This window comes from Brevibacillus fluminis, assembly GCF_003710825.1.
In the GTDB taxonomy this organism is placed as follows: domain Bacteria; phylum Bacillota; class Bacilli; order Brevibacillales; family Brevibacillaceae; genus Brevibacillus_D; species Brevibacillus_D fluminis.
In genome coordinates, this window is the sequence record NZ_RHHQ01000005.1 from 60094 (window position 1) to 82130 (window position 22037).

The window sequence follows — 22037 nt, forward strand, 5'->3', positions numbered from 1 at the left end:
GAAAATAGAGGTAAAAATGTTGCAAATAAAAAACTGAATATTCCCTATAATTTAAACTGTACACCTGGGTCACACCGATTGGAAAACGAGGAAAGGGTGAGCAAATCGTGAGTGCTGCTTATTGGTTAACCAATGTTCGTCTAGAAAGCGGGTACCGTTATGAAAACGGAGCGATTGCCGGTACTGAGACGGAAGCTTGTCATATTCGGATTGAGGGGGGCGCCATCGCGGAGATTGTGTCGGCCGATCGCCCGCTGGAAACGACCCTTGCGACACAAGATGCGGGAGGCTATTTGCTCCTGCCGTCTTTCATTGAAAAACACGTTCATTTGGATAAAACGATTTTGGGCGAGCCATGGCGCGCCGTCATTCCGGCTAAAAGTGTCGTGGGTCGCTGCGAGATAGAAAAGCGTATACTGCCATCTCTGCCGACGACGACACAGGAGCGGGCTGAGATGATGCTGGGCATTTTGCTTGGAAACGGTTCGACGCATGTGCGCACGCATGTCGACATCTATCCTGAGGCGGGCCTGTCCAATCTGGAATCGGTGCAGCGCGCGCTTGAAAGCTATTCCGGCATGCTCTCCCACGAGATTGTCGCGTTTCCACAGCATGGCCTCTTGCGCACGCAGTCCAAGGAGTTGGTTCGCGAAGCATTGCGCCAGGGAGCTGGGCTCGTCGGCGGCGTCGATCCGGCGACTGTGGACAACGACATTGAAGGATCGCTTGCACAGATGATGGAGCTGGCTGTGGAAGCCAATGCGGGCGTCGACCTGCATCTGCACGATTCCGACTACTTGGGTACCTTCACGATGAGAAGGCTCGCGGCAATGACGATCGATGCAGGCTGGCAGGGCCGCGTGGCGATCAGCCATGCATTCGGGCTTGGCGAAGTTCCGGTCGGGGAGGCAGCCGATCTGGCCGCACAGCTGGCGGAAGCGGGCATCACGATCATCACGGGCGTACAACACAGCGCACATTTGCCGCCGGTGCCGCTGCTGCATGAAAAAGGAGTAGTGGTCGCGGCAGGCTGCGATAACGTTTACGATACATGGCAGCCGTTTGGAAACGGCGATGTGTTCGAACGCGCAGGACGCTTGTCCGAGCGGTTCCGCTGGATCGATGAACGCTCGCTGGGGCAGGCCATCGGCTTGATTACCGGTGGAAAAACGACGCTCGATTCAGAAGGCAACCGCGCTTGGCCGAAAGTGGGCGACACCGCGAGCATGGTGCTGGTCGACTCCAGCTGCGCAGCGGAAGCGGTGGCCCGTCGAGCCGAACGTAAAGCTGTCTTTTTTGAAGGTCAGATGGTTGCGGGCGGACACGACCTATGATCGATTTGCTGCTGGTACACGGCGTCGTCATTACGATGGATGCCCAGCGCCGTATTTTGGAAGACGGCGCAGTCGCGATTCATAACGGTCGGATTTTGGCTGTTGATGATACAGCGGTGCTTATCGGCAAGTATGAGGCGAAAAAGGTGATCGACTGCAAGCATCATTGCGTGCTGCCCGGATTCATCGATGCGCACGGTCATGGCGGGCATTCGATGTTCAAAACGATCGCGATGGAAAACCTCAGCTTCTGGATGCCGATCATGACCCACACCTACAAGCATAATGTGACCGATGAGTTCTGGTATTACGAGGGCAAGCTCAATGCACTGGAGCGCCTGCGTGCCGGTGTGACGACAGGCGTGTGTGTGCTTGGTTCGATGCCGCGTTCGGACGATCCGGTTTTTGCCTTGAACCATGCGAAAGCATATGCGGAAGTCGGTGTGCGTGAAATCGTCTGCACAGGCCCGTGCAACCCACCGTGGCCGCATCCGTTCAGCCGATGGGTGGACGGGAAGAAAATCACGCGGGAAGTCACGTATGACGAGGTGCTGCACGGAGCAGAGGCGGTCATCGAGGCGCTGAATCATTCCCATGAGGACCGGATTCGGGCTTTCATCACGCCTTTCGTGATCGTCACCTCGGTGAATCCGTCGGGAGCGACGCCGGCCGATCAGCTGTACGGTTTGACGGCTCATGACCGTTACCAGGCGAAGCGAATCCGCGAGATCGCCCGCAAATACAATACACGGATTCACTCCGACGCGTTTGGCGGGATGATCCATTTGGCGATTCAGGACAAGGAAAACGCGCTGCTAGGTCCGGATGTCCATCTGCAGCACTGCCGTGGCATTTCGTTTGACGAAGCACGGATTTTGGCCGAGACAGGAACAAATGTCAGCTCGGCTCCGGGCGTCAGCCAGATGTTCGAGCGCACGCCGATCACCGAGTTGATCGAAATGGGTGCGACCGTTGCAATCACGACGGACGGTACGTCGCCATCTGCGACGTTTGACATGTTCCAGGCGATGCGCAAGACGCAGATGATTCATCAGGCGGCGCTGCGGGACACGTACTATTTGCCGCCGGGCAAGCTCTTGGAGATGGTCACGATCGATGCAGCACGCTGCGTCGGGTGGGATGACGAGCTGGGCTCGCTCGAGGTTGGCAAAAAAGCGGACGTGATCACGGTCGACATGAACCAGCCGCACTTGGCTCCGGCTTTCATGTATGTACACCGGCTCGTCTACCAGGCGGTGGCGAGCGATGTTGACAACGTCATCGTGGACGGCCGGCTCGTGCTGGAAAACAGGCAGGTTTTGCACGTCGACGAAAAGACCGCTTTAGCTGAGGCAAATGAGGAGGCGCTGCGTACGATTGAGCGCGCCGATTTAAAAAAATATATGCAGCCGACGAAATATTTCTGGGGGCACGCCCGCAATTATGTGGACGAAAAGCGCTTTGACCCAGAAACGCTGCGATAGAGGAGCGAGACAAGGATGATAACGAAGCTGACCGGACGCTTTGTCGTCGGATACGATGGCATGGATCATGTGATTTTGGAGCACGGTGAGGTCGTGTATGAAACGGAAAGCGGGACCATTCTTTTCGTCGGTCACGACTATCCCGATCAGGTGGATGAAGTCATTGACGCCGGGAATGCGGTCATCAGCCCGGGCTTCATCGATTTGAACGCGTTGGGCGACATTGACCATGACATCGTGCATGTGGAAGCAGGCAGTCGCCAGAAAAACTTGTTTTGGTCGGAAACGTATTATCAAAACGGCTATCACGAGGTCATGACGCCGGAGGAAGAAGCGTTCAAATCGCAGTTTGCCTATACGCAGCTGATCTTGAACGGTGTGACGACCGCGATGCCGATCACCTCGGTTTTTTACAAGCGGTGGGCGGAAACGTTTGAGGAGCTGGAGGCGGCCGTACACCATGCCGGCAAGCTCGGCTTGCGCATGTATATGGGGCCGAGCTACCAGTCCGGTATGCGCGTGGTCAAACCGAACGGCGAGATCGAGGTGCTGTGGAACGAGGAAGAGGGGCGTGAGGGGCTGCGCCGCGCCGTAGAATTCGTGAAAAAGTTCGACGGTGCATACGACGGCTTGATCCGGGGGATGCTGGCGCCCGAGCGAATTGAAACGCAGACGCCGGAAAATTTGATCGAAACCAAGCGCTTCGCTGATGAGTTGGGCTGCCCAATCCGCCTACATGCGGCACAGGGTGATTATGAATATCACGAAATTCATCGACGCCACAACAAGACGCCGATTCGCTTTCTCTATGACCTTGGTTTTCTCGGCGAAAGGACCGCGATTCCGCATGCGGACTATGTCGCAGGCTTCAGCAGGGTCGCGATCGGCGAAGGCGACGACCTCGCGCTGCTCGCAGAAACGAAGACGACCGTCATCCATTGCCCGCTCGTTATTGGGCGTCACGGACAAGCGCTGGAGTCGTTCGCCCGCTACAAGCGGCGCGGCATCAACATGGCGCTCGGGACCGATACGTTCCCGCCTGACATTTTCCAAAATATCCGTACCGCGAGCATGGTGTCGCGGATGGTGGAGGGAGAGCAGGCGGACTCGACTTATGCCGATCTGTATCGGGCAGCGACGCTTGGCGGAGCCCGCTTCCTTGGACGAGATGACCTGGGACGGCTGGCGCCGGGGGCGAAGGCCGACATCATCGCGATCGACCTGGACGGCTTCCATATGGGTGCGGTCGACGATCCGATCCGCACGATGTTCATGTCCGGCTCGGGCCGCGATGTGAAGCTGTCGATCATCAATGGGCGGACCGTGATGAAAGATCGTGTAATCCCAGACGTTGATCTAGACGACATCAAGCGCAAAGGCCAAGCCTATTTCGAGAAAATGCGCGCGGGCTATCTGGAGAGGGATTATCAACAGCTGCCTGCGGATGAATTGTTTACACCATCATTTCGAACGGTGAAGAAAGGGTGAGCGATAGATGGCATCTGCCTACTGGCTAACAAATGTACGCTTGGAAAGCGGCTTCCGCTATGAAGAGGAGAGAATCGCTGGCACGACGACAGAGCTTTGCAACCTGAAGATCGAGGACGGCAAAATCGCGCAGATCGTTTCCGCCGATACGGCATTGACGGACGGCCTGCCGCAGCAGGATGCGAAAGAGCTCTTGCTTTTGCCGGCGTTCGCCGACATGCATATCCATATCGACAAAACGTATTACAGCGGACCGTGGAAGGCGTGCACGCCGCCGGTCAGCATTTTCACCCGGATTAAGGAAGAGCAAGAGCTTTTGCCGAAGCTGCTTCCGACCGCGCGCCAACGCGCCGAAAACATGCTCGGCCTGCTGCTGTCGCACGGCTCGACACAGGTGCGCACCCATTGCAACGTCGATCAAGTCATCGGGCTGAAAAATCTGGAAGCGACGCTGCAAGCGACAGAGACATACGCGGCAAAGCAGTCACATGAGATCGTCGCTTTTCCGCAGCACGGGCTCTTGCGCAGCGATTCGGTTGCGCTCGTCCGTGAGGCGATGCGCATGGGCGCGACGCATGTCGGCGGTGTAGACCCGGCCACGGTCGACCTCAACATCGAAAAATCACTTGCCACCATCATGGAGCTGGCGGTGGAGGCAAACGCTGGTGTCGACATCCATATCCATGATCCAGGCCATTTGGGCACTTTCACGTTCCGCAGGCTGGCGGCGATGACCGAGGAAGCAGGTTGGCAAAACCGCGTCACGATTAGCCACTGCATCGGCTTGGCAGATGTGTCGCCGCAAGAGCAGGCGGAGCTAGCCGAGCTGTTCACATCGGTGGGTATCTCCATCACTTCGACCGTGCCGATCAACCGCGCGACGATTCCTTTCCCGATTTTGAAGGAAAAAGGCGTCTCGGTTTCATTGGGTGATGATAGCATCACCGATCACTGGTCGCCATTTGGCCGCGGCGACAGCCTGGAGCGCGCTGGCCGCTTGGCTGAACGCTTCCGCTGGAGCAACGAACGTGCGCTGGCCGAAACGCTAGGCTTCATCACCAATGGCGTCACGCCGCTGAATAGCGAGGGTCAGCGCGTCTGGCCAGCTGTCGGCGACACGATGAGCGGGGTGCTAGTGCATGCGAGCTGCTCGGCAGAAGCGGTCGCCCGCCGCGCGCAGCGCCAGGCGGTGCTGTTCCAAGGAAATGTCGTGTCCGGTTCTGTGTAAAATGAAAACAGGTTGTCGAGGCAAACTCGGCAACCTGTTTTTCTTATTTGTATGCGATCCAGTCATGATCCATGGTGAATGATGTGATTTGCTCGATGTACGTCTTCCGCTTTGACTAAGATATGGTATGTCGTGCCGAAAGCGTCCCCGCTGCCTTCCCCGCCGCCCAAGCATACAGCTTCTGTCTTTGCTTCCACATTCGCTTCGCTGAGCCGTCCCTTACATTTCATATGATCTTCCACCTGTTGCGTCGAGTACACGACAACCCATTTCGTTCGGGCAAACAGCTTGTGGAAAAAATGCCGCATTGTCCGGATCACGTCCTTTTTCTTCCACCATACCAAGCGGGGCAAAAACGAGCAATCCGTCCGAACAAAAATAATGTAATAATGGCAATTTTTAAGCTACAATACGAGTACTAGCAGAAAAAAGAATTTTATCGGGGGGATGGCTCAAATGGATGATCGTTTCAAAATGTACAAGCATGTCGTGCCTGCATGGTTCGTTTCCGTTGTCATTGTATCAGGGCTCGCCCTTTTCCTTTACAGCCAAAGCGTGTCTATCCCCACGCTGGTAACCGCGATCGTGGTGGTGGCCCTGCTGATCGGCGCGACGATGGCTGCGTTTGGCGCGCTGCAGCGCAAACAGCTGGAAGCGTTACTGATGTCCGCAAAAAGCAGCGATGCCGCAGCTGACAAGCAGCAAGTCCAACGAAACGGCAGCATGCTCCAGCTCGCAGCGGCCGCGCAAGGATTCACACAAAAAACGACCAGCACCTTACATACCAAGAACCAGATGGCAGTAGCTTTTCAGCAGATTCGTGCCAATTCAGATGAGCAGCACACACATATCCAGGAAACAAAACGGATTTTGGACTATTTAAACAGCACGGTAGCCCAGATCACCGATCGGACCAAAACGGTGATGAATCACGCGGAAAGCTCTTCTGTCATCGCAGCTGACGGAAACCGTGAGATCAAATCGGCGGTGACGCAAATGCACGCGATTCAGCAAAGCATGGCGACATTATCCGCTGTCATCACCGAGCTGGGCAATCGTTCGAGCCATATCGGCAGCATCGTGGAGGTTATCACGCAGATCGCCCAGCAGACGAATCTGCTCGCGTTGAATGCCGCGATCGAATCGGCGCGTGCCGGGGAAGCTGGCAAAGGCTTCGCCGTCGTTGCAGCGGAAGTGCGCAAGCTGGCGGAGCAATCCAACCAATCCGCCGGACGCATTGCGGATTACATCGGCCTGATCCAAAACGATATTCAGTCGGCGATCAAGACGATGGAGGTCGGGACAAAAGAAGTGACGACCGGGATCGATGTCGTGCATACGGCAGGAAGCTCATTTGACCGCATCCAGCTGTCTGTGAAAGAAGTGGCCGCGCATTTAGAAGAAGTGTTCCTTGCATCCGAACAATTGCAGGCAAACAGTGGGATCACCACCGGGGTCAGAAAGATAGAGGAAGCGATGCGTAGCAATCGCGATTTGTCTGCCAAGGCGATCGCGGAGCTGCAAGCACAGACCGCAGAGATGCGGGAGCTGGCTGAAGCGGCTGCGGCGGTGCAGAAGCTGGCGGCGGAAGTGACAAAGCGATCATAAGTATGTAGAGGCAATAAAAAAGGCGAGACGCACGGTGTCCCAAGAATGGGTAGCCGACGTCTCGCCTTTTTTAAAGAAGCCAATCAAAATCTTTTGCCTGAAAAAATGAAAAATAGTAAAAAATCTGCAAATAGAAGTAAAGATAGTGAAATCAAAATTACAGAAAATTTCTTACTATCAAAATAAGCAAAAAACGGGACGCGCTCGTTTGTGCAAAGCAATTCATATCTTTTTTCTGCAAGAGGGGGTACTTACATGAAGAAACAGATCGTTGGCGCCATGCTTGCTTTGTCTGTAGCATTGACTGGCTGCGCAGCATCACCACAGACCCAAGAGTCGACAGGCGGTAAAACAGAGCCGACCGCCGCAGCTCCGAAAGAAGGAGGCACGTTGGTGATCGCGCGACTCAGCGATGCCAATAACTTGGACCCGCATTTCAGCACGCAGATCAACTCGATGGCTACGATCCAGCACAAGGTATACGAGGGCTTGGTCCTTCTGGATGCCAACAGCGAGTACAAGCCTCTGCTTGCGACCGAATGGAAGCAGCTCGACGATTTGACATGGGAATTCAAGCTGCGCCAAGGTGTGGAATTCCAGGACGGCACGCCGTTCAACGCGGCGGCAGTGAAGAAAACGATCGAACGCATTTTGGATAAAAACAATCCGACTCCAAAAGCGAACATGTTCGGGATGATTAAAGAAGTGAAAGCAGTGGATGACAGTACGGTGCAAATCGTGCTGAGCTACCCGTTTGCCGGATTGCTCTCCATCCTGGCCGCTGCAGAAGGGGTCATGATCAGCCCGGCCGCAATCGATAAATATGGCAAAGACCTGACGAAGCACCCAGTTGGTACCGGTCCGTTCACCTTTGAATCGTGGACCCCGGGCCAGGAGATCGTTTTGGTGAAAAACGAAAAATATTGGGGCACAAAGCCGAAGCTGGACAAGGTCGTCTTCAAAACTGTACCGGAGGATGCGACCCGCGTCGCAATGGTCGAGGCGGGCGAAGCGCAAATCGCCGAGCAGCTGCCTGTGACCGAAATCGAGCGCGTGCAGTCTTCAGACACCGTCACGCTGGGCCGCTTCGAATCGTTCGCCGACGACCATATCGGCTTCAACACGAAGAAAAAGCCGTTTGACGATGTCCGTGTCCGTCAGGCGATCGCACATGCAATCGACAAGGAAGCCATCATCAAAGGGGTATACAACAATGTCGGGAAAGTGGCCAACTCGACGCTGGGGCCAAAGGTCATCGGTTACAGTCCGAATGTGAAAGGGTACGATTATGACCTCAACAAAGCGAAGCAGCTGCTCGCTGAAGCTGGCTATCCAAATGGCTTCAAGGCGACCGTTTCCTTGAATGACAACAAGGCGCGGATCAACGTCGCCGAAGTGCTGCAGTCTCAGCTCAAAGGCATCGGCATCGATCTGCAAGTTAATGTAATGGAATTCGGCGCATACATCGACGCAGCAACCAAGGGCAACACCGATATGTTCATCAGCGGATGGGGCAATGCGACGGGTGACGCGGACTACAACCAATACAACCTGTTCCACAGCAGCTCTGCAGGTTTGCCAGGCAACCATGCCTTCTACAACAACAAGGAAGTCGACAAGCTGATTGAAGACGGCCGCAAAGAAAAAGATCCGGAAAAACGCAAGCAAATCTATGAAAAAGCTCAGGAGATCGAATCCCAGGAAGTGCCGTACATCCCGTACCGCAGCTCTGAAAACCTGGCGGCGATCGCCAAAAACGTCAAGGGTGCTTGGATCAGCCCATCCGGCTATCTGGAGATCAATGATGTGACATTGCAATAAAAATAGTGTGACGACCTAGCGAGGTCTGCCTTTCACAAGGGCAGGCCTCGCTTTTTTTCCCCTTCGGTAACATTTTGCATGTTTTTATTCCTTTCCAGCACATTGGAAAGTTTCAACCTTTGTTCATTCGGGTACATGTCGGAATAACGATCATTGTCCGGCTGGAATGAGCACGGCAAGAGGACAATGAACGATGTATGTAGCCCACGGTGACGTGGAGAGTTAGGAGAGAGGCCTTATGCGTATAAGACTGAAGGGATCATTGAAGACAAGACTCATCGCATCATTCGCTATTTTACTGCTGGTTCCCAGTCTGTTAATCGGCATTCTGTCCTACCAAAGCACGAAAACGAAAGTCGAGGATCAGCTGGTAGTGGGCGGGAAGGATACGGTGTACTTTTTGAACAACACCATCGATATGCTGGTGAGCCCGAAAGTTCACCAGATCCAGTATTTCGCCCAAACCTTGAAAGCGAAGGGCGATCAGCCGCAAGACAAGGAAGAGGCCAAATTGCGGCTGGAGCAGTACATCCACACACAGCCGGATATCTTAAACGCCTATTTGGGAACTGAGACCGGAAAAATGTTTATTACGCCGAACGACAATTTGCCTGCAGGGTATGACCCAAGAAAGCGCGACTGGTACAAACAGGCAATGGAGAAAAAAGGAGAGCCATTTATTACTGAACCGTACCAAGATGCTGGTACTGGGAAAATCGTCGTCTCTATTGTGATGACGACCCAGGATGGAGCAGGCGTAGTCGGATTTGACCTGAGCCTGGAAAATCTGAGCGAGCTCGCCAAAAGCTTCAAGATCGGCAGCGAAGGGTACGCTTATATTTTGGATCAAACGGGAAAAGTGCTTGTCCATCCAACCATGGAAAACGGAACCGAGGCCAAAGGCAGCCAATTTGACCCGCTCTTCGCACGGGAGAACGGCACGTTCAGCAATCAGGAGGGCGGTACTGCGACGCAGACAATATTTGCCACCAACAAGCTGACGGGCTGGAAGCTGGCGGGTGTTCTGCCGGCATCCGAGCTGGAGCAGGCGGTCGCACCAATTTTCAAATCCTCATCGGTGGTCATCGCAATCGCCATCATTTTGGGGGCGGTGGTCATCGTGCTGATCGTGCGGTCGATTACCAAACCGCTGCGCCGCTTGATGGATGCGACCTTCAAAATAAGCCAGGGCGATTTGCGCGAACGCGTTGTCGTTGATGCAGACGATGAGCTAGGGCATCTGGCGGCACGGTTCAATCAAATGGTCGACTCGCTTGCAGCGCTGATTACAGGGGTTCGCCAAACCGTGGACCAGCTGGCACTATCTTCTGAAGAGCTGACGGCCAGCTCACAGCAGACAGCTGAGGCATCGGAGCACATTTCGGCCTCGATTCAACAGGTTGCGGCGAGCACGGAGACACAGGTGCAAAGCGTGCGCCAGAGCGAGCAGTCCATCGGGCATTTCTCCATCGGGGTTCAGCAAATTTCGACAAGCGCCGTGCATGTATCCCAAGCGGCGTCGAACTCCTCCGACCTGGCTGAAACCGGCAGCACATCGCTGGAAACCGCCGTCCGACAGATGGGAAAAATCCACGAAACCATCGCGAATGTGTCCAACGTGATTCAGGGGCTGGGCAATTGCTCGCAGGAGATCGGGCAAATCGTTGAAGAGATTACCGGGATTGCGTCGCAGACTAATCTGCTCGCGCTCAATGCGGCGATTGAAGCGGCGCGGGCAGGTGAGCAAGGACGCGGCTTCGCGATCGTCGCAGATGAGGTGCGCAAGCTTGCGGAGCAATCGTCCCGCTCTGCGGCCAAAATTACGGGGCTGACCGCGACCATCCAGAGCGAAACGACGCAGGCAATCCATTCGATCGCGGCAGGCTCGCAGGAAGTCGAGACCGGCATGAAGGTAGTAGCTGAAGCAGAGGAGTCATTTGGCAAAATCAAGCGCTCTGTGCAGGAAGTCACCGGCCAAATCCAGGAAGTGTCGGCGGCCTCTCAGCAAATGTCGGCAAGTACAGACCAGCTTCTCGGCGCATCTCGGGTCATCCGAGAGCTGGCGGTGGAAACCGCAAACGGTGCGGATGGCATTTCATCCGCAAGCCAGCAGCAGCTGGCAGCGATGGAGGAAATCTCTTCTTCGGCATTTTCCTTGTCTAGGATGGCTGAGGAGCTGCAGGAGATGGTTTCTAAGTTTCAGCTGTAAGCCGAGCGATGTTCAAAAAATCCCCTCGACAGGTCGGGGGGATTTTGCGTTTTTAACAAAAATAAAAATAGTAAAGATAGTATAAAATAATGTAAAGATCATGTAACTCACTTTACTGAATATTTTCTATAATCCTTACTAAGAAGCATGCCGTCAACAATCGGCATGGCTCGACAGGAAAATGAAACAGGGGGTTACGTAATGATGAAGAAACAACATGTGCTCGGATCGATGCTCGCGCTGTCCCTCGTCTGCACAGGCGTTCTCGCCGGCTGCGGATCGCAGCCGGAGCAATCGGCGACATCGGGGTCATCGGCAGAAGCGCCGAAAGCCGGCGGGACGCTGATCGTTGCCCGCAAGGCCGATGCGAACAATCTCGATCCGCAGTTCATCTCCAATATCCCTTCGGCCAACTACATTTTTGGCAAGGTGTATGAAGGCTTGGTCAAAACCGATAAAGGCATGCAATACCAACCATCGCTCGCGACCGAATGGAAACAGGTGGATAACCTGACATGGGAATTCAAACTGCGCGAGGGCGTGACATTCCATGACGGCGCACCGTTTAATGCGGAAGCGGTGAAAAAGACGATTGAGCGCATACTCGATCCGAAAGTGAAATCGCCGCGCGCTAGCGTTTTTTCCATGGTGAAGGAAGTGAAAGCGGTGGACGAGCATACTGTGCAATTCATCCTCTCCTCGCCGTATACGCCGCTGCTGTCGATTTTGGCGAGCAATGAGGGCAGCATGCTGAGCCCGAAAGCGATCGCAGAGCATGCCGACACCCTTTCCAAAAATCCAATCGGAACCGGCCCGTTCAAATTTGAATCGTGGACACCAGGCCAAGAGATGATTCTGGTCAAAAACGACAGCTACTGGGGCCAAAAGCCAAAAGTTGACAAGATCGATTACAAGGTCGTTCCTGAAGATACGACACGCGTCGCGATGGTGGAAGCGGGCGAGGTACATGTTGCCGATCAATTGCCGGTAACCGAGCTGGAGCGAGTGCAAACCTCGCAATCGATGAACCTTGTCCGCGCAGAGGGACTGGGTGTCGAGTACATCGGTTTCAATACGCAGCAGAAGCCGTTTGATGATGAGCGCGTCCGTCAGGCAGTAGCGCATGCAATCGAAAAAGACGCCATCATCAAAGGGGTCTACAACAACGTGGGCAATCGCGCGGTCACAGCGCTTTCGCCGAAAATGGTCGGCTTCAACACCAAGCTGGAAGACTACAATTACGATGTGAACAAAGCCAAGGAGCTGCTGGCGGAAGCGGGCTATCCAAACGGCTTCAAAACCTCCATCGTGACCGATGATCGTAAAGAGCGCATCAATGTGGCAGAGGTCATCCAGTCCCAGCTGAAAGGAATCGGTATCGATCTGGAGATCAAAGTGATGGAGTACGGTGCTTACCTTGATATGACAGACAAAGGCCAGCATGCGATGTTCATCGGCGGATGGGGCAATGCGACGGGGGATGCGGACTACAACCAGTACAACGTGTTCCATTCCAGCTCCAAAGGCAGCGCGGGCAACATCGCCTTCTACAACAACCCGGAAGTGGACAAGTTGATTGTTGAAGGACGCAAAGAGCAAGATCCGGAAAAACGCAATGCAATCTACGCCAAGCTGCAGGAGATCGAGCTGAAAGAAGCGCCAGTCATTCCAATCCGCACCATCGACCATATCGCGGTAGCGGGCAAAAATGTCCAAGGCTTTTGGCTTAACCCGATCGGCTACCTGATGGTGAATGACGTAACCGTCCAATAAAACGAACGACTGTCACCAAGAGGAATGTTTCGTTCGGCAATTTCATGGCGGGCATCCTGTTGTCAGTAAATGTGCACGGAAGCAGAATATTTGATTACAGCAGAATCGCGGACAGCGGCCCGCCCTGAAATCGATGTAAGGTCTAGCAGGATATTGAAAAATAAAACCGTGTGCGAATCGCATTTTGTGCGTGAAACATTCGGTTTTTACTAATTTGATGGCATCTATTAACAAAGAAACACAATGCCTAAAACGATAAACACGAATGAAATGACAAATGTGATGTTGACAGACGATAATCGGATGCTATAGAATACGATTGTCGAAAAAGTTAATAGCATTGTCTAATTCGTATATCCTCAAGATATGGTCTGAGGGTCTCTACAAGGAACCGTAAATTCCTAACTACGAATGATATGCTGACGTATATCATTCCGTAGGTAGGAGTTTTTTTGTTGTGTTCGTTACCTTATTTTTCAATAACTAGTTACTTTTGTCATCGGGAGGAAAAAGAATGAGCAACCAATACGATGTGATTGTAGTTGGAGCAGGACCAGCAGGCATCTTTTTGAGCTATGAATTGACATTGCGTTCACCTGAACTGAAAGTATTGCTGATCGATAAAGGGCATGACATCTATGCGAGGCGCTGTCCGATTTTGGAGGAGAAGATCAAGCTTTGCCCGCCACCAGCAGGCAAAAAAGATTTCGCAGGCTGTTTGCCGGCTTGTTCCATCACGAGCGGGTTTGGCGGCGCAGGCGCGTACAGCGACGGCAAATTCAATATTACGACAGAATTCGGTGGCTGGATGACCGATTACTTGTCGCCTTCAAAAGTGTTGGAGCTGATTCAATATGTGGACAGCATCAATTTGCAGCACGGGGCTACGACATCTATCACCGATCCGACGACCGACACGATCAAGAGCATCGAGCAGCGCGGTTTCGCGGCGGGGCTTAAGCTGTTGCGGGCACAGGTCAGACACTTGGGAACCGAGCAAAATTTAGAGATTTTGAAATCGATATTTGAATATTTAAAAAACAAAATTGACATGATGTTCAAGACGGAAGTGGAAGACTTGATCACCGTGAAGGAAGACGGTCGCCATGTGGTCAAAGGCGTCGTCCTGAAAAATGGGGAGGAATATCATAGCGATTATGTCGCGATCGTGCCGGGCCGTGACGGTTCCGCATGGCTGACCGACATTTTGAAGAAGCGTCGCTTGAAAATGTATAACAACCAAGTCGACGTCGGCGTCCGGGTGGAAACATCCGACGTGGTGATGCAAGAGATCAACGAGCATCTGTATGAAGGCAAATTTATTTTCAACACCTCCGTCGGAACGCGCGTGCGGACGTTCTGCAGCAACCCGTCCGGCCACGTCGTGGTAGAGAACCACAGCGGCATCATGGCAGCCAACGGCCATTCGTACAAAGACCCGGCGCTCGGCTCGAGCAACACCAACTTCGCGCTGCTTGTATCACACAAATTCACCGAGCCGTTCGACAAGCCGAATGAGTATGCGCGCGAGATTTGCAAGCGAGCGAACGATTTGTCCAGCGGCGGCGTGATCGTCCAGAAGTATGGCGACATCATTCGTGGCAGACGCTCGACCGAGGGGCGGATTCGTGAAGGCTTCCTGGAGCCGACGCTGAAGGAGGCAGTGCCGGGCGATTTGGGACTGGTCCTGCCGTACAATACGATGAAAAGCTTGATTGAAATGATGGAAGCGTTGGATAAAGTCACGCCGGGTATCGCCTCGGAGCACACCTTGTTCTATGGAGTAGAGGCAAAATTTTACTCGGCGCGCCCGAAGCTGACCGAAGAGTTCGAGACAGAGATCGCTGGCTTGTACTGCGGTGGCGACGGAGCGGGCATCACCCGTGGCCTGGCGCAAGCGGGAGCGGCTGGCATCTGGATCGCGAGAAGCATCCTGGGCAAATCGGCGGCAAACTAACATACAGAAGCGGTAGGAGAGAGATCGGTGCAGGCGCAAATCGCCTAAGCACCGGTCTTTTTGCTTTAGCTGAAATCTTTTACAATAAAGGAAGAAAAAAAGTCGAAGACCAAGGGGAACGCAATGAAAAAGTCGCTTCGTCTACGTACCATTATTAATTTATTGGTCATTACGAGCATCACGCTATCATTCGTCGGCTGGTACAATTACCGCGAAGCGAAAAAGGGCATCGTCGAATCCTTGGAGTACAACGCTACCACCAAAATCGCCTCCCGCGCCTACGACCTGTCCTCCATGCTGAAGACAAGGCTGGCCGAGCTGACGGTCATGAGCCACACGAACGTGATCCGTCTGGGAGCCGATCAGGAGAAGCTAGCTTATTTGAGCCGGGAAAAAAAACGCCCAGGAAACTCGCTCATCCGCTCATTCGGTTTTGCGGATATGAACGGATCGGTGAAGCTGACCACGGGCGACACAATCCCGTTCGAGTCGAGACAAAATCCATATTTGCGGCTTGCGCAAAGCGGCAAGAGCGTTGTGATGGATCCGATGCGCAGTCAGATTCAACCGTACGGCCTGATTATTCCGCTGATCGCTCCGGTTTATGATGATCAGAACCGAATGATCGGATTTTTGAGCGAAACCTTATACGGCAGAAGCGTGTTAAAGGAGTATACGGATTTCAAGATCGGCAGCTCCGATCAAGTGATGCTGGTGCAGCGTGACGGGCGGATCCTCCATCATGCCGATTCGAGCCGGAGCCTCACCTATTTTTCGCCGGAGGAAGAGACACAGTTGCAAACGGTGCTGACCGATATGACGGATAAGAGCAATGGCTTTCACGAGGTGACGCTACATGGCACGCAGCAGATTGCGGTGTATGCACAGGTGCCGGGTACCGACTGGTTCATGATGCTGCTTGTTCCGTTGGCCGATTTTGAAGAGCCGCTAAAACATGTGCTTTTGACTACTCTGCTTTCGATTCTCGTCAGCGACATCTTCTTGGCTACGATGATTTACCTCCTTTTTGAGAGCGTGCTGAAGCGGATCCAGCAAATTTTGAAGGTGACGGAACGTGTCGCAAATGGTGATCTCAACGTCAAACCGATCCCGATCGCAGATGAGGACGAGATCAGTGCTCTAGCTGTCTCGGTGAACGGGATGGCGGATAATTTGCGCCATTTGTTTGAAGAGCAAAACCGGGTGCAGGGAGAGATGATCATGGCCAGGCAGGAGGCGGAAGAAGCCAATTCGGCGAAAACGCACTTCCTCGCCCGCATGAGCCACGAGATTCGCACGCCGCTCAACGGCATCATCGGATTGACTCAGCTCATGCAAAAAACAAAGCTGACGGATATCCAGATGGATTACCACGGAAAAATCATGGCTTCGTCGCGGGCCCTGCTTTCTACGATCAACGAAATACTCGACTTCTCCAAGATTGAGGCGGGCAAGCTGGATTTGGAGCAGAGCCCGTTCCGGCCTCAGGATGTCATCCGCCGATTGGCTGATACATTGAGTGTCTTTTTAGGCAAAAAACAGATCGAGTTCATCATCGATATGGAAGAGGACATCCCCGATCGGTTGATCGGCGATCAGCTGCGGCTTGAGCAAGTGCTGATGAACTTGTGCAGCAATGCCATCAAATTTACCGAAGACGGCTGCATCGATGCCAAAATCGAGCGGGTCGCTTCAACAGAAGAGACGGTGACGATCCGTTTCAGCGTCGAGGATACCGGCATCGGCATTTCGCAGGAACAGCTCGATAAGCTGTTCGAGCCGTTCACCCAGGCAGACGGATCAACCAGCCGTAAGTACGGCGGAACCGGACTAGGCTTGGTCATCTCGCGCAATCTGATCGAGATGATGGGCGGCCAATTGGAGGTTATGAGCGAACGAGGGAAAGGGAGTAAATTTCAGTTTACGCTTACGTTCCCGATCGCAGCTCAGGTTGCTGGAAAATCTGCCGCGGCGATTGCCGCCTATCAGGACGTACGGGTGATGGTGGTGGAGGATAACCGGCGTGTTCGTGTGGCCCTGCATGAGATGCTGCAAGCGTACTCCTTTAAAAAAGTAACCTGCGTCAATTCCTGGCAGGCCGCCTTCCAGCTACTGGAGCTAGAACCTGCGGGTTACGACTTACTCCTGTTGGACATGGAGGCTCCCGACATGTATGGGCCAGACACGTTAGCAAGACTGCGGGAGATGATTCAGGGCACATGCTGCGCCGCGATTGCGATGACGACGGCCTACGGCCGGGACGAGCTGCTGCGCATGGATGCAGCTGCCAGGCCCGATGCGGTCATCGTCAAGCCGATCTGCCGCTATGGCGTCACACAGACGATCACGGCTGTTCTCGACCGCCGTAGCTCCGAGATGGAAGTCGCGGCCGCTGTGGTTGAGCATCCACTTCACGCAGCGAAAGGAACACGCGGGCACATTTTGCTTGCCGAGGACAATATCGTCAACCAACAAGTGGCGGAGGAGCTGCTGCGCTACCTCGGCTATACGGTGACATTGGCCGCGAGTGGGAAGGAAGCGCTTGACCAGCTGGAGCTGATGGACTTTGATTTGATTTTGATGGACATTCATATGCCGGAGATGGATGGCTATGAGGCGACGACCCGAATCAGGAAAGACCCGCGCTATGCCGATTTGCCGATTGTCGCTATGACGGCGAGCGTGATCAAAAAAGAGCACGACAATTGCTACCTTGTGGGCATGAACGACATCATCACGAAGCCGATCGATGTGAATGAAATGTTCGAAACGATCGGAAAGTGGATCAAAAACAAGAAGAAGGAACCGGCGATCAATGTGGAGCAGGCGTTGCAGAGGCTGGATGGCAAGGTGCAGATATTGACCCATACACTGCAGACGTTTCAGCGGGAGTATCGAGGGTTTGCCGAAGAATTCCGCCAGCGAATGGACGAGCGGGATTGGAAGACCGCGAGAAGGATGGCTCACACGCTCAAAGGGGTATCAGGCAACATTTCCGCAGATGGCGTGTTCACGGCTGTCAATGAATTGGAGCTGGCCGTGCTGCCCGACCAACCGGACCCTACATGGCCAGACAAGCTCGAGCAGGTGGAGCAGCAGCTGCAAAAGGCATTCGAATCGATAAAAATGTTGGGAAATGTCTAACACTTTCTTAACAAATTGTGGATAGTAGCCTATAATAGAAGGAAAGTATGTGGAAACTATTAAATTCTCCTAACACTTTTTTCATGTATGGGAAGGTGTGTTCAGAGATGGATAAGGTACTAATCATAGAAGATGATCCCATCATGGGTGACATGATCGCCATGTACCTCACCGAAGAGGGTTTTTTGGCAAAGCGGGCGGAGCTGGGCAAAAAAGGGCTCGCGCTGTTGCCGGAGTTCAATCCGGATGTGGTGTTGCTTGACCTAGTGCTGCCCGATGTGTCGGGCATGGAGCTGTGCAGCGAGCTACGGCGGATTTCGCCCGTGCCGATTTTGGTGGTTTCTATGAAAACCGACGTGTCGGAACGAGTCGATGCACTGTTGGCAGGGGCGGATGACTTCTTGTGCAAGCCGTTCAGCATGCGGGAGCTGACGGCCAAGATCGGGGCGATGATCCGCAGGACTCATTTGAATCAGGTAGCAGAGAACGCGAGGCAAGGCACTGCCGAAGCAAGCAATGTCGAGAAGCAGGAGCCGATCGTGCTGGACATGGAGAGGCGCGCGATCTATGTCGACGGCTATTATGTCGAGACGACCTTCTCTGAGTTTGAAATGATGCGTCTGTTTTTGACGAATCCGGGCAAAGTATTCAGCCGGGAAGAGCTGATCAATGAGCTGCGCGGCTTCGATTCATTCGTGACGGAGCGCGCGATTGATGTACATATCGCCAATTTACGCAAAAAAATCGAAGAAAATCCGAAAGAGCCGAAGCACATCCGCACCGTCTGGGGTGTGGGCTACAAATTCGTGATGGGGTAAGAGCAAGAACCGCTTCCTTTAAATTGGGAGGCGGTTTTTTTTGTACAGATAAGTGCAACCGCGGCTTAAGCCAAAAGCTTGGCGTAGCCAGGCTTTCTAATGCGAATCTATGTGTTTATTGTTAGGAAACTTCATATACTCCTAAAATCTGTTCCATAACTTTCCTAATTGCTTCACTCCATAATAGAGAAGTAAGAAATGCCCATCTTTGGAGGCGACAAGAGAGTGAATGCAGTTCAGATCGTTTTGCTCATCGGCGAGTTTCTTTTCTTGGCGACGGCATTGTTTCTATTAGGCAACGAGATATACCGACTGTTTTTTTCCAAGACATCACGAGAAGCAAACGGAGAGCGCAACTCTCTTCACACATACAATCCGTTGACCAGTCTGCCCGATCGGGCACGGCTGGAAGACCAACTGCATGATTCGATCGAACAGGCCGCCCATTCCAATGCTCAACTGGCGGTTATTTTTCTGGGCATCGACAATTTCCAACGGATCAATGATACAAGAGGGCACCGATTCGGCGACGAACTTCTCGATGCTGTAGGGGGGCGGCTCATGCAGAGCATGGGGGAGAACGACTCGATCGGACGCTTCAGCGGTGATGAATTTTTGCTGGTTCTGGCTGACATCGAGGACCGACTCGACATCCCGTGTCGCATGAGCAAAGTGGAAAGCTTGTTTGACGCTCCATTTTTCATCCGGGGCATTCCGATCTATTTGACAGCGAGCATGGGGATCGTCCGGTTTCCGGAAGATGGCCGCAGTTCCCAGGAGCTGCTGAAAAAAGCCAACATGGCGATGCATCAAGCCAAGGAAGCAGGGAAAAACCGCTATCTTCCGTATCAAGAAAGCATGCAGCATGAGATCGAGCGAAAGTACATGCTTGAAAACGAGCTCCGCCATGCGCTCGACCGCAATGAGCTGCAGCTGCATTACCAGCCGCAGTTTGAGACGGCAACGGGAAGCATCAGAGGATTCGAAGCGCTGGTTCGCTGGATACATCCGGTCATGGGGGCGATTTCGCCAGCCGAGTTCATTCCGATTGCCGAGGATTCCGGTTTGATCGTGCCGATTGGCAGATGGGTGCTGCGGGAAGCCTGTTTGAAAAACAAACAAATTCAGGCCCTTTATTTCCCGAAATCCGTCATGTCCGTCAACATTTCAGCTGTACAGCTGCTTTCAGGCGGTTTTACCGAAATGGTAGCCGGGGTGCTGCATGAGACCGGCCTCTCACCTGCGTCTTTAGAGATCGAGCTGACGGAGAGCATGCCGATCACATCGTTTGACTCCGCGATCCCGCTGCTGGAAACATTGAGCGGCTGGGGCATCAAGCTATCGCTCGACGATTTTGGCACCGGCTATTCCTCGCTCAGCTACTTGAAGCGCTTGCCCTTTCATACGCTGAAAATCGACAAGATGTTCATCCAGGACATCGCCAAGGAAACAGGGGGAAGCGCCATCACGGAGGCGTTGATCACGCTCGTCCATCAGCTCGGAATGGCCGTCATCGCAGAAGGGATTGAGAATGACGAACAGCTCCGCTGCCTGAAAAAATGGAATTGCGATTGTGTGCAAGGCTATTTGCTGGGCAGACCTGTTCCGTTCGCGGAAGTGCCGGGCTTGTTTCAGGTAAAAGCCTGATTGTTATGTTTTTGTAATACCGATGGCTCGCTTTTTATTCGATTGCAATGCGCGGGAAGGTACGATAGCAGCATAAACCAACCCGAAAGCGAGTGGATCGATCATGACGAAACGATATACAGTACTCGGCGTAGCCGCGATTATGGCGGCAATGAGCTTGGCCCCTGTTGCACCTATCCAAGTAGAAAAAGCCCATGCGGCGTTTGCGGATCTGAGTCAGGCGGGAGGCTACCAGACGGCCGTTCAAGCGCTCACCCAACAAAACGTATTGGCAGGCTACAGCGATCACGCATTCAAACCGGATCAGCCGGTCAAGCGGGCGGAGCTGGCAAAAATGATCGTGCTTGCGCTTGACGTCGAAACCAAGCAATCAGGCGCAAGCCTGCATGATGTCACGCAGAAAGATTGGTATTACAGCTATGCGCAGACAGTGGTGCAAAATGGGCTGCTGGCGGCGCAGAACGGCAGCTTTCACCCGAACGCACACGTGACTGTTGACGAATTGATCACAGCCGTGGCGAAAGCGGCCAAACTGGCACCAGCTGACTTGCAAAACGTGCTCGGAAACGTGAAAAAAGCGCAACAAGCCACACGCGGCCAGGCCGCACAACTGGTTTATCAGGCACAGCAAATCGCAAAAGGTACGCAAAAAGCGCCTCAGACCGGGCAAGAAATGGCTCAGATTCTCAGCAGCACGGACTGGCAGGGTACAAGAGTATACGACAAAGATCATCATGACCTGACAAAAGAAAATGCTAACTTCATCGGACTTGCGAAATATGAAGCGCAAACCGCTCGATATGAATTTTTTGATGCGAAAACGGGAAAAAGTCGCGGCGATAAAGGAACGTTCTTTATCACGAATGACGGGAAGAAGAGAATCCTGATTTCGGAGTCTATGAACTATCAAGCTGTCGTTGACATGATCGAAATCAACAAAGACATCTTTACGTATAAGAGAATGGGAAAAGATGCGAATGGCAACAACGTAGAGGTATTCGTCGAACATGTACCGTTTAAAGGAGAAAAGCTTTCGTTCACGGATCCAGACAAGAAGCTCGACGCGACGACAGGCGATATCGTAACCAAGGTGGATGGAGACAAAATTTTGGGCAGCACCCTTTGGAACGGTACGAAGGTAGTAGATGAAAATGGCAACGATGTCACAGCATACAATACGAATTTCATCAGTTTGGCAAAATTTGATGAGAAGACGAACAAATATGAGTTCTTCAATCTTCAAACAGGCGAAGCTCGCGGTGATTATGGCTATTTCGATATTGTTCACGGAAATAAAATCAGAGCCCATGTTTCCATCGGTGAGCGGAAGTACGGTGCCGTACTTGAACTGACTGAGCTTAACCAAGATCGATTCACTTATAAGAGAATGGGAAAAGACAAAGACGGCAAGGATATCACGGTATTCGTTGAGCATGAACCGTATCAAGGTGCGTTTAAGCCTGAATATAGCTTTTAATGGAAGATTGATGACAGTAAAAAAGAACTGCTGGGAATGTGCCCTGGCA

The 22037-nt window shown here is 53.1% G+C and carries 14 protein-coding genes, 1 pseudogene and 1 riboswitch; of the genes and pseudogenes, 14 read left to right on the forward strand and 1 reads right to left on the reverse strand.

The window, feature by feature from the left end; translation table 11 throughout:
- The first annotated feature begins 107 nt into the window (after positions 1 to 107).
- The 4 genes from EDM56_RS04955 to EDM56_RS04970 are packed head-to-tail and all read left to right on the forward strand — an operon-like array spanning position 108 to position 5534.
- Positions 108 to 1334: an amidohydrolase gene (locus EDM56_RS04955; RefSeq protein WP_122916787.1), complete on the forward strand. Its 1227-nt coding sequence runs from the start codon at positions 108 to 110 to the stop codon at positions 1332 to 1334.
- The gene (locus tag EDM56_RS04960; RefSeq protein WP_122916788.1) at positions 1331 to 2818 is read left to right on the forward strand and encodes an amidohydrolase family protein; all 1488 of its coding nucleotides are present in this window, start codon (positions 1331 to 1333) and stop codon (positions 2816 to 2818) included. The genes EDM56_RS04955 and EDM56_RS04960 overlap by 4 nt, the downstream gene beginning before the upstream one ends.
- A 15-nt stretch (positions 2819 to 2833) precedes the next feature.
- Positions 2834 to 4306: an amidohydrolase family protein gene (locus EDM56_RS04965; protein WP_122916789.1), complete on the forward strand. Its 1473-nt coding sequence runs from the start codon at positions 2834 to 2836 to the stop codon at positions 4304 to 4306.
- A gap of 7 nt (positions 4307 to 4313) precedes the next feature.
- Positions 4314 to 5534, forward strand: a complete 1221-nt coding sequence (locus tag EDM56_RS04970; RefSeq protein ID WP_122916790.1) for an amidohydrolase family protein — start codon at positions 4314 to 4316, stop codon at positions 5532 to 5534.
- Between the two features lie 62 nt (positions 5535 to 5596).
- Here the strand turns inward: EDM56_RS04970 and EDM56_RS04975 are convergent, their stop codons facing one another.
- Entirely contained in the window at positions 5597 to 5854 is a 258-nt protein-coding gene (locus EDM56_RS04975) for a hypothetical protein (protein ID WP_122916791.1), read from the reverse strand.
- 136 nt (positions 5855 to 5990) lie between these two features.
- Here EDM56_RS04975 and EDM56_RS04980 point away from each other — a divergent pair, with 136 nt between their 5' ends.
- The 10 genes and pseudogenes from EDM56_RS04980 to EDM56_RS05020 all read left to right on the forward strand — a co-directional run bounded on the left by EDM56_RS04980 (position 5991) and on the right by EDM56_RS05020 (position 21988).
- Positions 5991 to 7142, forward strand: coding sequence for a methyl-accepting chemotaxis protein (locus EDM56_RS04980; RefSeq protein WP_183192297.1), 1152 nt, complete (start codon positions 5991 to 5993; stop codon positions 7140 to 7142).
- 255 nt (positions 7143 to 7397) lie between these two features.
- The gene (locus tag EDM56_RS04985; RefSeq protein WP_122916793.1) at positions 7398 to 8963 is read left to right on the forward strand and encodes a glutathione ABC transporter substrate-binding protein; all 1566 of its coding nucleotides are present in this window, start codon (positions 7398 to 7400) and stop codon (positions 8961 to 8963) included.
- Between the two features lie 238 nt (positions 8964 to 9201).
- Entirely contained in the window at positions 9202 to 11172 is a 1971-nt protein-coding gene (locus EDM56_RS04990) for a methyl-accepting chemotaxis protein (RefSeq protein WP_122916794.1), read from the forward strand.
- Between the two features lie 204 nt (positions 11173 to 11376).
- The gene (locus EDM56_RS04995) at positions 11377 to 12945 is read left to right on the forward strand and encodes a glutathione ABC transporter substrate-binding protein (protein WP_122916912.1); all 1569 of its coding nucleotides are present in this window, start codon (positions 11377 to 11379) and stop codon (positions 12943 to 12945) included.
- A 329-nt stretch (positions 12946 to 13274) separates the two neighbouring features.
- Positions 13275 to 13373, forward strand: a riboswitch (purine riboswitch).
- An 86-nt stretch (positions 13374 to 13459) separates the two neighbouring features.
- Positions 13460 to 14902, forward strand: a complete 1443-nt coding sequence (locus EDM56_RS05000) for an NAD(P)/FAD-dependent oxidoreductase (protein WP_122916795.1) — start codon at positions 13460 to 13462, stop codon at positions 14900 to 14902.
- A gap of 123 nt (positions 14903 to 15025) precedes the next feature.
- Complete coding sequence (locus EDM56_RS05005) at positions 15026 to 18046, forward strand: response regulator (RefSeq protein WP_122916796.1); 3021 nt, start codon at positions 15026 to 15028, stop codon at positions 18044 to 18046.
- 107 nt (positions 18047 to 18153) lie between these two features.
- The gene (locus tag EDM56_RS05010) at positions 18154 to 18864 is read left to right on the forward strand and encodes a response regulator transcription factor (protein ID WP_122916797.1); all 711 of its coding nucleotides are present in this window, start codon (positions 18154 to 18156) and stop codon (positions 18862 to 18864) included.
- Positions 18865 to 19089: 225 nt separating this feature from the next.
- A complete protein-coding gene (locus EDM56_RS05015) occupies positions 19090 to 20511 on the forward strand; it encodes a putative bifunctional diguanylate cyclase/phosphodiesterase (protein ID WP_183192298.1) in 1422 nt (473 codons plus the stop codon).
- A 151-nt stretch (positions 20512 to 20662) separates the two neighbouring features.
- A pseudogene (locus tag EDM56_RS31780) lies at positions 20663 to 20992 on the forward strand (S-layer homology domain-containing protein); the annotation flags it as partial.
- 87 nt (positions 20993 to 21079) lie between these two features.
- Complete coding sequence (locus tag EDM56_RS05020) at positions 21080 to 21988, forward strand: DUF4822 domain-containing protein (protein WP_246009272.1); 909 nt, start codon at positions 21080 to 21082, stop codon at positions 21986 to 21988.
- The last annotated feature ends 49 nt before the right edge of the window (positions 21989 to 22037 follow it).

Bases quoted from the DNA above. Each gene is read 5' to 3' on its own strand.
- EDM56_RS04995 (WP_122916912.1), top strand. From the start codon at position 11,377: ATGAAGAAACAACATGTGCTCGGATCGATGCTCGCGCTGTCCCTCGTC.
- EDM56_RS05000 (WP_122916795.1), top strand. From the start codon at position 13,460: ATGAGCAACCAATACGATGTGATTGTAGTTGGAGCAGGACCAGCAGGC.
- EDM56_RS04965 (WP_122916789.1), top strand. From the start codon at position 2,834: ATGATAACGAAGCTGACCGGACGCTTTGTCGTCGGATACGATGGCATG.
- EDM56_RS04960 (WP_122916788.1), top strand. From the start codon at position 1,331: ATGATCGATTTGCTGCTGGTACACGGCGTCGTCATTACGATGGATGCC.
- EDM56_RS04980 (WP_183192297.1), top strand. From the start codon at position 5,991: ATGGATGATCGTTTCAAAATGTACAAGCATGTCGTGCCTGCATGGTTC.
- EDM56_RS04970 (WP_122916790.1), top strand. From the start codon at position 4,314: ATGGCATCTGCCTACTGGCTAACAAATGTACGCTTGGAAAGCGGCTTC.
- EDM56_RS04990 (WP_122916794.1), top strand. From the start codon at position 9,202: ATGCGTATAAGACTGAAGGGATCATTGAAGACAAGACTCATCGCATCA.
- EDM56_RS04985 (WP_122916793.1), top strand. From the start codon at position 7,398: ATGAAGAAACAGATCGTTGGCGCCATGCTTGCTTTGTCTGTAGCATTG.
- EDM56_RS05005 (WP_122916796.1), top strand. From the start codon at position 15,026: ATGAAAAAGTCGCTTCGTCTACGTACCATTATTAATTTATTGGTCATT.
- EDM56_RS05010 (WP_122916797.1), top strand. From the start codon at position 18,154: ATGGATAAGGTACTAATCATAGAAGATGATCCCATCATGGGTGACATG.